Raw genomic sequence first — 13,560 nt, forward strand, 5'->3', positions numbered from 1 at the left:
TCAGACGCGGTCCCCTCGGGTCGGACCAGGACTCAGCTGGCGCTCATGCCGCGTTCCGGCCAGGCGTTCCGCTCGTCGAACAGCGCGTTGATCTTCCGGGACGCCTTCAGGTACGTGTAGTCGATGTCGCCGTCGTCCGGCACCGCGGTGCGGCTGTCCGTGGCCAGGGTGAGGGTGCGCGACATCTCCGCGGGATCGTCACCGAAGGAGTAGCGGATGGAACCCGGCCGCTCGGACAGCTTCTTGAAGTAGACCAGGGAGGCCATTGCCCCTCGCTCTCGAAGTCTTGACGCTGGTTCAGCGGCCCCTTGTCACTGGGACCACCCGCGTCCCGGGTGAGGCCAACACGCTTTCCACATGTTCGCCCGCGCCGCACGGGCAGGGATCACCCAGGGCGGCGGCGCCCACTAACTATGCTTCTGGCAAAGGCAGTTGACGGAGCTCGTGCCCCATGCGGCATACCGGCAGGAGCCTCGCGCAAGAGAGGGCAGGGCGTGGAACAGCACGGCAGCACGGAGACCGGACGTACCGGGGACTTACCCGGGCCGCACCCGCGCACCACGGGCGGGGACGCACCGCCGTGACGGCGCTGCGCGATGTCTCCACTCAGCTCCCCTACGGAACGTTCACCGCGGTCATGGGCCCTTCCGGATCGGGCAAAAGCACCTTCCTGCACTGCGCATCGGGCCTTGAGGCGCCGGACCGGGGCGCGGTCGAGATCGGCGGCCGGGACCTGGCAGGCCTCGGCGAGACGGCACTGACCGAACTGCGGCGTGAGCGAATCGGCTTCGTCTTCCAGGGCTTCAACCTGCTGCCCGCGCTCACCGCCGAGCAGAACATCACGCTGCCGGTGCGCCCGGGCGGCCGACGGCTGCGACTCGACGGGGCCTGGCTCGACCAGCTCATCGAGTACACCGGCCTCACCGGCCGCCGCGGACACCGGCCGAGCGAGCTGTCCGGCGGCCAGCAGCAGCGCGTCGCCATCGCCCGCGCGCTGGTCACCCGGCCCGACATCGTCTTCGCCGACGAACCCACCGGCGCCCTGGACACCTCCACCGGCCGCATGGTGCTACAGCTGCTCCGCGACCTCGTGGACCGGACCGGCCAGACGGTCCTGATGGTCACCCACGACCCGGTGGCCGCCTCCTACGCGGACCACGTACTGCTCCTTGAGGACGGGCGGATCACCGAGGTGCTGCGCTCCGCGTCGGCCGAGGCGATCGCCGAACGCATGGCCCGGCTGGGAGCGTGAGCACGGTGCTGTTCCAGCTCGCCTGGCAGACCGTGCGGACCCGCAGGACCGCGTTCGCCGGCTGCTTCGTCGCCATGATCTGCGCCCAGACGCTCGTCACTGCCTGTGCGGTGCTGCTCCAGTCCGGCGCGCGGGCGCCGTCGGCCGAGGGTGGTCAGGACGTGGTCTCCTTCGTGGTCCCGTTCGGGTTCAGCTGCCTTTTCGTCGCCGCGTTCGCCGTCGCCGGCGCCTTCTCGCTCGCCGTGCAGCAACGCACCAGGGAAATCGCTCTGTTGCGGGCCATCGCGGCGACACCCCGGCAGGTCCGCCGCTTGATCGCGGTCGAGGCGATGGTGGTGACCGCGGCCTCCGCGGCGCCCGGCTGCGGACTGGGCGTGCTGCTCGCCGCGGCCATCCGGGCCAGGCTCGCCGCCCAGTCCATGATCCCGGGCACCTTCGACCTGGACTTCGGTGCCGTCGCCCTGATCTGCGCCGTCGCGGTGTGCTGCGTGACCGCCGAGGCCGCCGTGTGGAGGAGCGGCCGGCGTGCCGCCCGGGTCCGTGCCGTTCAGGCGCTCGGCGAAGCGGCCGTGCCGAGCCGTCGGGTCGGAGCGCTGCGCACGGGCGCGGGACTCGCGGTGCTGGCGGGCGGTGGCTGGGGCCTCGTGGCGATCGCGGGCTCCCAGGGGTCCGACGCGGCCAACTCGGCGGCGGGCATGGTCATGGTCATGGTCCTGATGGTTGCCGTGGCTCTGCTCGCGCCCTGGATCGGCCGATCGGCGGGCGCGGCGCTCGGGCTGCTGTGCCGCGTGTTGTTCCCCGGCGTCGGCTTCCTGGTCCGGGCGAACCTGAACCTCGGCCACCGACGGCTGGCGGCGGCGGTCGTCCCGCTCGCCCTCACGGTCGCCTTCGCCGCGGTCGCCCTGTTCGTCCCGCAGTTGAAATGGCACGAGACGCAGCGCCTCGACGACCGCCGGATCGTGGCCGACCACATGGTGCGGGCCCCCGGCGGCCTGCCGGCAACCGCGCCCGCCACCGTCGGTCAGGTCCCCGGCGTGGCCGCGGCGATCGGGGTGTCCAGCACCTATGTGCGGGTGCTGCTCGGCGACGGTCCCGCGCCGAGCGGGCCGGGCGCGGTGGCCGCGGCCGTCACGTCCGGCCCGCTGGGGCAGGTGCTCGATCTGGGTACGAGCGCCGGCTCCCTGGACCGGCTCGGCCGCAACGACATCGCGCTCAGCGAGCACATGGCAGGGAAGGTCCGCGCGAAAGTCGGCGACGAGGTACGCCTTGAGATGGAGAGCGGCCGCACCGAGCAGGTGCGCCTGGCCGCCGTCTACACCCGCAGCCAGGGCTTCGGCGATGCGGTCCTGAGCGGCCGGCTCGCCGCAGCCCACCGTCAGGACGGCCCGCCCGTCGAGGACTTGGTGTACGTACGGTCCCGGCCGGGCCAGGACCGGGCCGTGGCCGATGGCCTCGACGCGCTGCGACGTGCCAACCCCACCTGGCGGATGCTGGACCGGGCCGGCTATCGCGCCGAGGCCCAGCGGCAGCAGGACGCGTCCATGACCGTCACGTACCTTCTGCTCGGTGTGATCACGGTCTTCACCTCGATCTCGGTGGTCAACACCCTGGTCATGACCACGATGGAGCGGTCCAGGGAGTTCGCGCTGCTGCGTCTGGTCGGCGCGACGCGCAGACAGGTGGTGCGCATGATGCGGCTGGAGACAGCGGTCACGGTCCTGGCGGCGCTGCTGGTCGGCGCCGCCGTGGCGAGCGCGGTCCTGATCGCCTTCAGCCGGGCCCTGACCGGCTCGGGCAGCCCCCATCCGCCGGCCTCCACCGCAGCCCTGATCATCGCGGGCGCGGGCGCCCTCGCGCTCGCGACCGGCGTGGCGGTCACGCGCATCGCGTTGCGCGAGCGCCCGTCGGCGGCCTTGCGCGGCGCGTAGCCGCCGAGGCGCGGCGGTCGGGGCGGCGATGGTGCGGGCGGCGGCGGTCCGGGCGGCGACGGTACGGCACTGTCCTGCCGGGCTTGTACCGGGACTTGGCGGGGCTGGGGCGGCCGGGCCCCTGAGGAGCGACCCCGGCCGCCCCAGCGCGTTCGTCGCCCGGGGCGGAAGCACCCAGGTAACCGCAGCCGCGCACGAAGAAGGGCCCCACCGCGAACGGTGGGGCCCTTCGACATCGTGCCCGGTGAGGCACTGGCGGAGGATACGAGATTCGAACTCGTGAGGGGTTGCCCCCAACACGCTTTCCAAATGTTCGTCCGGGGGTGTGGGAGCGTACGGGAGCGTTCTGACCTGAGGCGCAGCTGGGGTGGGTGGGGCTTCTGAACGGTGCTGTACGCCCATGAATGCAACCAGAACTGCAACCAGGGGTCTCTACTTGCCGGGCTCAGGCCCGTACCACTGGAGTGCCTGCCCGGTGACAGCCGCGATGCATTCGAAGTCCCGATCGCGGTGCAGCAGCGTCAGACCTTGTAGCTCTGCTGTCGCAGCCACGACGAGGTCGACGGCGCCCGCGCTCCGGTGCTGCCCGCGCTTGGTGAGGACTTCCTGGACCTGCCAGGCACGGTCGTACGCACGATCATCGACCGGAACCCAGCTGAACAGCAGCCGCATGTCCTCGATGCCTTTCGCCCGGTCCTTGGCGGACCGGGCGCTGTAGAAAAACTCCAGCTCGGTGATGGGGCAGGTCGCGATGAGCCCTGCCGCAGCGGCCTGATCCCAGCCGTACTGTTCCGCGTCAGGGCGCATAAAGCGTGCGAGCGCGCTGGTGTCGATGAGGAACTGGGCCGCGCTCACCGGCGGTAGTTCCGCTTGTCGTCGAGCAGATCCAGGTCGAAAGCGCCTTCGTCGGCTGCCGCGCGGAGGCGAGTGAGGGCCAGTGCCCGGCGGCGGTTCTCCAGCACTTCGCGGAGGGCGGTGTTGACGGTTTCCTTCTTGGTGCTGGTGCCGAGGGCCTGGGCCACGTCGGCAAGCAGTTCGTCGTCGAGGTCGATCACGGTCCGACTCATTCAGACACCTCCTTTGATATCAACTCGCATGCTGAGTATATCTCGCATGATGCCCCTTGCGTAGGGGCTTTCGAAGGTCACAAAAAGCGTCCAGCCAGCTGCTGACTTCGATCTTCGAGGTGGCGAGCATGACGACAGGCGAAGGCATGGAGGTGCCGTGTGCGGTGGATCGCCATCGCGGCAGGGGTCCTTGTGGCGGCCGGGAGGCTTGCGAGGTGCCTGCTGGTGCAAGTCCGGAAGTTTCTTGCAGAGCTCGCCGAGGTGATTCGGGCGTGGCGCACGGTCCAGAATTTGTTGAGAGGTGGGAGGGCGTTTCCACCTCGCGACAACCGGGCCCCATGCGAGTGCCGGGACGGCGGTCAGTACCGAAGTCCGGGCCGCCGTGGCGGACAAGGCAGAAGGCCGCGCGGCTGACCTGGCAGTCGAGCCGCAAACTTCACCCCGCCCGTGGTGCGCGACGGCTTGGCCGGGCTCGGCTGACTCCCGCGCGCTCGCCGCATGCTCGCGCTGACCGCGCCTACCGGGAAGGCATTGGGCGACGGCATGTGGAGCCTGCGGACTCATGAGTCGAACGAAGTGCGGCCACGTGCTGATCCCGCCGAGTGGGCTGCCTGCTGTACGCGTTCGGGTTGAGCACTGACCGGGCGGTGTGCCTGCGTCTGGGGAGGTGGGTGTGTCACCGGTCGGCATCAGAAGTTCAACCACGAACGTCGAAGGGCCCCACCGCAAGCGGTGGGGCCCTTCGACATCGTGCCCGGTGAGGCACTGGCGGAGGATACGAGATTCGAACTCGTGAGGGGTTGCCCCCAACACGCTTTCCAAGCGTGCGCCCTAGGCCACTAGGCGAATCCTCCGCCGCAAACAATACAAGACGTTGAGGGGTGCTCGCGAACTCGTTCCCCCCTCGGGGATCGGGTACTCTGTGCGCAGCCCCTCACGTGGCGCTATCTGACTGAACTCCCCCAGGGCCGGAAGGCAGCAAGGGTAGGTTGGCTCTGGCGGGTGCGTGGGGGGCGCCTGATTTTTCCGTGGGGTGCGGTTCGATCCCCCTGCGTGGGCGCCCTTTCGTCCGGCCTCGGGCCGCGGAGGATCCGTCGGCGGGTCCGGTTGTCAGTGGGCCCCGATAACCTCGTATGCGTGTCGTCCCTTGCGCTGTACCGCCGCTACCGCCCCGAGTCGTTCGCCGAGGTCATCGGGCAGGAGCATGTCACCGACCCGTTGCAGCAGGCGCTGCGGAACAACCGGGTCAATCACGCGTACCTGTTCAGCGGGCCGCGGGGCTGTGGCAAGACGACCAGCGCCCGCATCCTGGCCCGCTGTCTGAACTGCGAGCAGGGGCCCACGCCCACGCCCTGCGGGGAGTGCCAGTCCTGCCAGGACCTCGCGCGCACCGGGCCCGGGTCCATCGACGTGATCGAGATCGACGCGGCTTCGCACGGTGGCGTGGACGACGCCCGTGAGCTGCGCGAGAAGGCCTTCTTCGGGCCCGCGTCGAGCCGGTACAAGATCTACATCATCGACGAGGCCCACATGGTGACCTCGGCCGGCTTCAACGCCCTGCTGAAGGTCGTCGAGGAGCCGCCGGAGCACCTGAAGTTCATCTTCGCCACCACCGAGCCCGAGAAGGTCATCGGGACGATCCGGTCGCGCACGCACCACTACCCCTTCCGTCTCGTGCCGCCCGGCACCCTGCGGGAGTACCTGGGGGAGGTCTGCGGGCGCGAGGGCATCCCCGTCGAGGACGGCGTGCTGCCGCTCGTGGTGCGCGCCGGCGCCGGATCCGTGCGTGACTCGATGTCCGTCATGGACCAGCTGCTCGCCGGCGCCGCCGACGACGGTGTGACGTACGCCATGGCCACCTCCCTGCTCGGCTACACCGACACCTCCCTGCTCGACTCCGTGATCGACGCCTTCGCGGCGGGCGACGGCGCCGCCGCCTTCGAGATCGTCGACCGCGTCATCGAGGGCGGCAACGATCCGCGCCGCTTCGTCGCCGACCTCCTGGAGCGGCTGCGGGACCTGGTGATCCTCGCCGCCGTTCCGGACGCGGGGGAGAAGGGGCTCATCGACGCTCCGGCCGATGTCGTCGAGCGGATGACGGCGCAGGCCTCCGTGTTCGGCGCGGCCGAGCTGAGCCGGGCCGCCGACCTCGTCAACACCGGGCTCACCGAGATGCGTGGCGCCACCTCGCCCCGGCTCCAGCTCGAATTGATCTGCGCGCGGGTGCTGCTGCCCGCCGCCTACGACGACGAGCGCTCGCTCCAGGCCCGGCTCGAACGCCTCGAGCGGGGGGCCGTCCAGTTCCAGGCGGCGCCCGGTGGCGGTCCCGCTCTGGGGTACGTGCCGGGGCCCGAGGCGCACGCGCCACAGCATCAGGTTGGTCCCACCGGTCCCACCGGCCCTGCTGGCCCTGCCGGAACGGGTGTGCCGGATGGGCTCGGCGGGCCCGAGGCCGCCCGGGCCGCGGTGCGGGGCGCGGGAGCTGGCGTGGGTGCGGGCACGGGTGCAGGTGCGGGAAGCGCCCCGGCGGGCTCGGACGGGCCCGTCCAGGCCACGTCCCCGGTGCCGCCCGTGCCCCAAACGCCTCCGGCGGCACCTCAGTCGCCTCAGTCGCCGCAGACGTCTCCGCAGTCGTCCGGCCGCCCCCAACCCGCTCAGCCCCCGGCTGCCCAGCCCGCTCAGGCCCAGTCCGCCCCCCAGGCCGGGCCCGCCGCCGGAGCCTGGCCCTCCGCCGCGGCGCCCGGGCAGGGCAGCGGCGGCCAGCGGCCCGGCGCCTGGCCGGGTGCGACCGCTCCCGGCACGGGCTCCGGCCCCGGTGCGGGTTCCGGTGCCTGGCCCTCGGCCGCGTCCGGCGCCGCACCCTCCGCGCCCTCCGCACCCCCTGCCCCCGCCCCCTCCGCCCCGGCCCCCGCCACCACCGGTCAGGGCAACGCCCAGCAGGTGCGCGCCATGTGGCCGGACATCCTGGAGGCCGTCAAGAACAAGCGGCGCTTCACCTGGATCCTGCTCAGTCAGAACGCGCAGGTGGCGGGGTTCGACGGCACCACCGTCCAGCTCGGCTTCATCAACGCCGGCGCCCGGGACAACTTCGCGAGCAGCGGCAGCGAGGACGTGCTGCGCAGCGTGCTCTCCGAGCGGTTCGGGGTGCAGTGGAAGGTCGAGGCGATCATCGACCCCTCGGGCGGCACCCAGCCCCCGGCCGCCGCGCCCAACTTCGGAGGCGGCGGACCTCGGCCCCCGGCCCCGTCCGCGCCCCCGCAGTACCAGCCGGCGCAGCCCTCCGCCCAGCCCTCCCGGCCCCAGGGCGCCCCGGGGTCCCAAGGTCCGGACGCCGACGGCGCCGGGACGCGGCCGGCGCCGTCCCCGCAGGACCGGCAGGCCCAGTCGCCGTCCCCGCACGGGCGGCAGCAGCAGGCGCACGCCTCCGCTCCCGGGGGCCACGAGGAACCCCCGCCACCCCCGGTCCGGCTGGAGGACGACGTTCCGGAGGACGACGACCCGGATCTGGTGGACACCGCGCTCTCCGGCCACGACCTGATCGTGCGCGAGCTCGGGGCCACCGTGGTGGAGGAATATACGAACGAGGGGTAGGCGTCCGCTCGGCGGCCCGCACAAAGACCACGCAGGCCCGGCGGCTAGGCTGACTGCCGTGAAGGTCCTTGTCATCGGCGGCGGTGCCCGCGAGCACGCCCTGTGCCGTTCCCTGTCCCTCGACCCCGACGTGACGGCGCTGCACTGCGCCCCCGGCAACGCCGGGATCGCGGAGGTCGCCGAACTCCACCCCGTGGACCAGCTGGACGGGGACGCGGTCGCCCGCCTCGCCGTCGAGCTCGGCAGCGAGCTGGTCGTGGTCGGGCCCGAGGCCCCGCTCGTCGCCGGGGTCGCCGACGCCGTACGGGCCGAGGGCATCCCCTGCTTCGGCCCCTCGCGGGAGGCCGCGCGGCTTGAGGGCTCCAAGGCCTTCGCCAAGGACGTCATGGCGGCCGCCAACGTGCCGACCGCCCGCTCCTACCTCTGCACCACCCCCGAGGAGATCGACCACGCGCTCGACGCGTTCGGCGCTCCGTACGTGGTGAAGGACGACGGCCTCGCCGCCGGCAAGGGCGTCGTGGTGACCGACGACCTCGCCGCTGCCCGCGAGCACGCGCTGGCCTGCGAGCGCGTCGTCATCGAGGAATTCCTCGACGGCCCCGAGGTCTCGCTCTTCGCGATCACCGACGGCGTCACCGTCCTGCCGCTCCAGCCCGCGCAGGACTTCAAGCGCGCGCTCGACGGCGACGAGGGCCCCAACACCGGTGGCATGGGCGCCTATTCGCCGCTTCCGTGGGCCGATCCCAAGCTCGTCGACGAGGTCATGGCGAGCGTGCTCCAGCCGACCGTCGACGAACTGCGCCGTCGCGGCACGCCGTTCTCCGGTCTGCTGTACGCGGGTCTGGCGATCACGTCGCGCGGGGTACGGGTCATCGAGTTCAACGCGCGCTTCGGCGACCCCGAGACGCAGGTCGTGCTGGCCCGCCTCAGGACGCCGCTCGCGGGTGTCCTGCTCCACTCGGCCAACGGCACCCTCGACGCGCAGCCCCCGCTGGCCTGGCGCGACGACGCGGCGGTGACCGTGGTCATCGCCGCGCGCGACTACCCCGCCGCGCCCCGCACCGGTGACCCCATCGAGGGGCTTGCCGAGGTCGCCGCGCAGGATGAGCCCACCGCGTACGTTCTGCACGCCGGGACCCGGCGGGACGGCGACGCGGTCGTGAGCGCGGGCGGCCGGGTCCTGTCGGTCACCGCGACCGGCGCGGACCTGACGCAGGCCCGGGAGCGGGCGTACGCGGCGGTCGGCCGGATCCGGCTCGACGGCTCGCAGCACCGCACCGACATCGCCCGCAAGGCGGCCGGGGCACAGGGCTGAACTTCGCCGTCTCAGCGCCACGTACACGCCACACCCGCGGGGCCCCGGTATTCGCGCCGGGGCCCCGCGGCGTGGGGCGGGCGGCGGCCCCGGACGCCTGGTCCGGCCCGGGCCGGAGCAACCGCACCTTTGCCCAAAGCCATTCCATCGAGTGACGGGTGGCCCATCCGGATGACTCCTGTGGAAGGCCCAACTAGGGTGCGGCGCAGGCGTTCCGGCACTTGGCCCACCGGCATTGCGATGTCAGTGGCGGGTGCCACAGTGGGGGCATGAGCAACGCCGCCGCAGGGCAGAGGGGGTGAAGTCCGGTCGTGTCCGGTACCGGGATGAGTGGTGAGGCGGGCGCGCAGCACGCGCGTTCGCGGGCTCTCGCCGTGCTGCGGGTCCGCAGCAGGGCGCTGGCCGTGGCCCTGGTGCCGGCGGCCGTCGCCGTCGTGCTGTCCGTGGCCGTCGCGCAGGGCCGTGTCGAGGGGCCCGGCTGGGACACCGCGCGCTGGGCGGTCATCGCCGTCGCGCTGATCGCGCTGCTGATCGCGGCGGCCGTGGCGGCCGTGGTCGTACGGGCGAGGCCGGCGCTCTCGCCGACGGTCGACCTGGCGGAATCGGCCGCCCCGGATCTGTACCGCCTGGTCAGAGACCTGGCGGAACGGCTCGATGTGCCCCCGCCCTCCGCGATAGCCCTCACCCCGGACTGCGACAGCTGGCTCGAGGACCGTACGCATCCGGCGCACCGCGCGGCCGGGCGCGAGGCGCTGTCCGCGCGCCTCATACGGGGCGGCGCCGAGGCCCGCGCCCGGCGGGCGTCCGTCGCGCCGGTCCTGGTCATCGGCTCGCCCTTCATGTGGTGGATGCGGGTCGGCGAGCTGCGCGCCATCCTCGCGCCCGTCGTCGCCGGTACGGGGCCGTCCGCGCAGCCCGACATAGCCGCCGCGCGGCGCTTCGTACGGGGTCTGGACGCGGCGGTCGGCGTCGCCACCAAGCCCGGCCTCGGCCCGGTGCGGCGGCTCGCGCTCGGCTGCACCGGCCGGATCGCCCGGGTGCTCCTGCGCGGGTGCCGGGCGCACGCCGGGGAGATGGAGCGCGGGGTCGCCGCCGCGGCGTCCGAGCGCGCGCAGGCGGTGGACTACGGGGTACGGATCGTCGCCCAGGAGCAGGTCGGTCTCGCCTACGCGGGCTGGGACCGGCTGCTGACCCGGGTCGCGCTGCCCGCCTGGCGGATGGGCCGCTGGCCCTCGCGGCTCGACGCGGGGGTGGTCTCGGCGCTGACCGAGCTGTCCCGGCGCGACCGGCTGGCCGAGGGGTTCGCCTCCCGGCTCGGCGAGCGGCCGGCCTGTGACCTCCTGGAGGAGCCGGGCATCGCCGACGAGGCGGCCTCGCTGCTCGCCGCCCGGCTGTTTCACGGCGGTCCCGCAGAGACCGGTCCCGACTGGGCGCCGGTGGACTGGGCGGCGTATCCGGAGGAGGTCGTCGACCGCAAGTGGCGTACCGAGGCGGCCCGGCTGCACCGGGTGCTCGACGGGTTCGGCGAGCGGCACGGCGCGCGGCCAGGGGCGCCCACGCTCGCCCGTGTCATCGACCACCTGGCCACGCCGGGGGACCAGGCCGCCGACCGGCTGGCGGCGGGTATCGAGGCGGAGGTGGCCGGCGAGGAGGCCGCGATCGTGGCGCCCGCGCCGAGCCCAGAGGCCTGGTCCTTCGACGAGGTGCCGCTCTTTCCGCTCCAACCGCCGCGTACGGGGCGGGAGTTGCTGGCCGACCATGTCACGGCGATGGTGTGCTGTGCGGCGATCGACACGGGGGGTGCGGTGCCGGGGCTGGACTGGCTCGATGGGCCGTCCCTCCTTGTCGACGAGGTGCGCCGTTCGGATCTGGCCGCGCCGGTTCTGACGTTGATCGAGGACGGCGATGCGGGGGCCCTGCGGGGCTGGTTGGCCGCGCTGGGCATCCGCCCCGAAAAACCGATCCGCCTGGTCTGACCCGCCCACCCCCAACCCCCGGGGCTCCGCCCCAGCCCCCGTTCGGCCCGAACGGCCTCGTCGGTTCTGGATCAATTTCTGTGGTCGATTACGTCGCGTGATCCTTGAGGGGGCCGGCCAAGGTGCCCGCCAGCAGCGTTACCCTGCGTTGCGCCGCACAATGAGCGGATGACCTACACCGAGGATGCGGCCTCCGCACACGCCTGGGCGGCTCTGGGGGGCCGGGGCCAACTGGTTCAGAGGGTGTGCTTTGAGGGAGCGGGCACAGTGCTGCCGTCGCGTCTGCCGGTGAGGGAACTGGCGCGCGCCTGCGTGGGGGTGTCCTCGTTGGCGGCGGCGGAACTGCTGGCGCTGCGCAACCGCGTGTCGGTGCCCGCAGTGCGGGTGAACGAGGCAGCGGTGGCCACCGCGTTCGTCAGTGAACGCCACTTGCGGATCGACGGCCGGGCTCCGACTTCTTTTGCTCCGCTGTCCGGGTTTTGGCAGGCGGCCGACGGATGGGTGCGCACCCACGCCAACTACCCCCACCACCGTGCCCGGCTGCTCAGTGCACTGGGCATCGCGGGCACACGACATGACCAGGCGCTGGTGGGCATGCTCTCGAAGGAGCTGGCATCACGTCCGGCCCGGGAGGTCCAGGAGACCGTCTACGCAGCAGGCGGCCTGGCCGTGGCCGTGGCTTCCGCACCCGCTGCGGCCGGACCCGCTCTGGTCGAGACGCGGCGCGTGGGTCAGAGCAGCCCCCGGCTGCTGGCGTCCGCATCCGTGCCGGCGGAAGGGGTGCGGGTCCTGGACCTGACCCGCGTCATCGCCGGCCCCGTCGCCACACGCACACTGGCGCTGCTGGGTGCCGACGTGCTGCGCGTGGACGCCCCGCAGCTCCCCGAGGACGCAGATGCCCACGCCGATACCGGCGTGGGTAAACGCTCCACGCTGCTGGATCTCAGCAGCCCTGGCGACCGGCACGCCTTCGAGGGCCTTCTCAGCCAGGCAGACGTCGTGGTGACCGGCTACCGCCCCGGTGCCCTGGACCGGCACGGGCTGACCCCCGACGCGCTCCTGGCCCGGCATCCCGACCTGATCGTTGCCCAACTGTCCGCCTGGGACTGGTCCGGCCCCTGGGCCGAGCGCCGTGGCTTCGACAGCCTGGTCCAGGCCGGTACCGGTATCGCCGCAATCGAGGCCACGGCCGACGGCCGCCCCGGTGTACTGCCCGCACAGGCGCTGGACCACGGAACTGGATATCTGCTCGCCGCCGCCGTCCTACGTGCACTGAGCGACCGCCAGGCCACCGGCGGCGGGCGGCATCTTCGCCTCTCCCTGGCAGGAACGGCCTCCTGGCTGCTGCACGACATCCACCCCACCCCCGCCCAGGGCGAAGCCGACCTCTACGACCCCAGATCCTGGCTCACCGAGACCGTATCGCCCTACGGTCTGCTGCGTCATGCCCTGCCCCCGGTCCACTACGACGGCGCACCCGCGAACTGGAACCGTGCACCGACCCAGTGGGGTACCGATCTGCCGAACTGGGCCTGAACGGGAGCCAAGGGGCACGGCCGAGCCGTTGTGGCTTTGGGGTCTCACCTTGGCTGGACCCCCTTTATGCCAGGAGGACCCGTTTCCGGAGGAGTGAGAAGCCAGCTCGGCCGTACATTTGACGCTCGATCATTTTGATCCGGTCGACATGGCCTTCAACGATCCCCGAGTTCCAGTCCATTCGCGGAGTCGACCACCCTGGAGCTGAGTGAGCATCTGAGCGAAGACACGGACATGCCTGGTCAGAGCGTCCAGTTCAGGGCAGTGCACCAAAACGGACTTGAGTTTGAGCCGTTCAGTCTCCGGGAGGGCATCCGGGCGAGTGAGGATCCACCTGTTGACCGTCCGAGGTGTGGGCGGGCGTGTGTCCGTCGGCGGATTCACTGTTCGGCAGCAGGTCCACCGGCCGGCCGGTCTCGACATCGACGAGCACGGTCCCGTACACCCGGCCTTTTCGCATCGCGTATTCGTCGACGCCAAGCACCCGCAGAACCGTGCTGCGGCTGACCGAGATCCCGAAGACATCCGCGATGCGGGCGCCAGCCCGGCCGGCGAGCGCCAGGCCCACCTCGGCCAGGGCCGATCTCAGCCGTTCGGTCCACCGGCTGTGCCGACGCGTCAGCCCCGGGACCTGTTCGGCGAACGTCCACCGCAGGCTGAGGTTGCCCATGCCGGGCCCGCACCAGGTGCTCGGCGGCGCGGGGCGGGCTGAGGTGGCCCACGCGGGCCAGCACCGACCCCGCCAGGGGCGCGGGGAACTGCGCGACCAGCCACCCACGGTCCGCAGCCGAGCTCCCTGGGGCTCCGCCCCAGACCCCGTTCGGGCCTGAAGGGCCCTCGTCCTCAATCGCCGGACAGGCTGGGTATGCCCATGCGGGCCCGCACCAGGTGCCCA

General features: G+C 72.4%; 10 protein-coding genes, 1 tRNA gene and 1 other RNA gene. 7 read left to right on the plus strand and 5 right to left on the minus strand.

Features of this window, described 5'->3' with window-relative positions:
* Nucleotides 1-32 precede the first annotated feature (32 nt).
* Nucleotides 33-266, minus strand: coding sequence for a hypothetical protein (locus tag ACFYM2_RS03740; RefSeq protein WP_358998154.1), 234 nt, complete (start codon nucleotides 264-266; stop codon nucleotides 33-35).
* A 185-nt stretch (nucleotides 267-451) separates the two neighbouring features.
* Between ACFYM2_RS03740 and ACFYM2_RS03745 the strand changes: the two genes are divergently transcribed.
* Both ACFYM2_RS03745 and ACFYM2_RS03750 read left to right on the plus strand, forming a co-directional pair.
* On the plus strand, nucleotides 452-1,252 hold the full coding sequence (locus ACFYM2_RS03745) for an ABC transporter ATP-binding protein (protein ID WP_388832979.1): 801 nt from the start codon (nucleotides 452-454) through the stop codon (nucleotides 1,250-1,252).
* Complete coding sequence (locus ACFYM2_RS03750; RefSeq protein ID WP_388832982.1) at nucleotides 1,249-3,180, plus strand: FtsX-like permease family protein; 1,932 nt, start codon at nucleotides 1,249-1,251, stop codon at nucleotides 3,178-3,180. The genes ACFYM2_RS03745 and ACFYM2_RS03750 overlap by 4 nt, the downstream gene beginning before the upstream one ends.
* Nucleotides 3,181-3,612: 432 nt before the next feature.
* Here ACFYM2_RS03750 and ACFYM2_RS03755 read toward each other — a convergent pair whose 3' ends face one another.
* The 3 genes from ACFYM2_RS03755 to ACFYM2_RS03765 form a co-directional block, all read right to left on the minus strand.
* Nucleotides 3,613-4,035, minus strand: coding sequence for a PIN domain nuclease (locus ACFYM2_RS03755; RefSeq protein ID WP_358998163.1), 423 nt, complete (start codon nucleotides 4,033-4,035; stop codon nucleotides 3,613-3,615).
* The gene (locus tag ACFYM2_RS03760; protein WP_053725891.1) at nucleotides 4,032-4,247 is read right to left on the minus strand and encodes a type II toxin-antitoxin system VapB family antitoxin; all 216 of its coding nucleotides are present in this window, start codon (nucleotides 4,245-4,247) and stop codon (nucleotides 4,032-4,034) included. The genes ACFYM2_RS03755 and ACFYM2_RS03760 overlap by 4 nt, the downstream gene beginning before the upstream one ends.
* Nucleotides 4,248-5,013: 766 nt before the next feature.
* Nucleotides 5,014-5,101: transfer RNA gene (locus ACFYM2_RS03765), tRNA-Ser, on the minus strand.
* Nucleotides 5,102-5,172: 71 nt separating this feature from the next.
* Between ACFYM2_RS03765 and ffs the strand changes: the two genes are divergently transcribed.
* The 5 genes from ffs to ACFYM2_RS03790 all read left to right on the plus strand — a co-directional run bounded on the left by ffs (nucleotide 5,173) and on the right by ACFYM2_RS03790 (nucleotide 12,665).
* Nucleotides 5,173-5,269: signal recognition particle sRNA small type (gene ffs, locus ACFYM2_RS03770), an RNA gene on the plus strand.
* A 115-nt stretch (nucleotides 5,270-5,384) separates the two neighbouring features.
* Nucleotides 5,385-7,838, plus strand: coding sequence for a DNA polymerase III subunit gamma and tau (locus ACFYM2_RS03775; RefSeq protein WP_388832984.1), 2,454 nt, complete (start codon nucleotides 5,385-5,387; stop codon nucleotides 7,836-7,838).
* A gap of 58 nt (nucleotides 7,839-7,896) precedes the next feature.
* Nucleotides 7,897-9,153: a phosphoribosylamine--glycine ligase gene (gene purD / locus ACFYM2_RS03780; protein WP_388457752.1), complete on the plus strand. Its 1,257-nt coding sequence runs from the start codon at nucleotides 7,897-7,899 to the stop codon at nucleotides 9,151-9,153.
* A 311-nt stretch (nucleotides 9,154-9,464) separates the two neighbouring features.
* Entirely contained in the window at nucleotides 9,465-11,129 is a 1,665-nt protein-coding gene (locus ACFYM2_RS03785; RefSeq protein WP_388832987.1) for a hypothetical protein, read from the plus strand.
* 318 nt (nucleotides 11,130-11,447) lie between these two features.
* Nucleotides 11,448-12,665 (plus strand): CoA transferase, encoded by a 1,218-nt coding sequence (locus tag ACFYM2_RS03790; RefSeq protein ID WP_388833109.1) that lies wholly within the window; start codon nucleotides 11,448-11,450, stop codon nucleotides 12,663-12,665.
* A 295-nt stretch (nucleotides 12,666-12,960) separates the two neighbouring features.
* Here the strand turns inward: ACFYM2_RS03790 and ACFYM2_RS03795 are convergent, their stop codons facing one another.
* Nucleotides 12,961-13,335: a hypothetical protein gene (locus tag ACFYM2_RS03795; RefSeq protein WP_388832990.1), complete on the minus strand. Its 375-nt coding sequence runs from the start codon at nucleotides 13,333-13,335 to the stop codon at nucleotides 12,961-12,963.
* Between the last annotated feature and the right edge of the window lie 225 nt (nucleotides 13,336-13,560).

The sequence above is a fragment of the Streptomyces sp. NPDC006711 genome, assembly GCF_042869775.1.
In the GTDB taxonomy this organism is placed as follows: domain Bacteria; phylum Actinomycetota; class Actinomycetes; order Streptomycetales; family Streptomycetaceae; genus Streptomyces.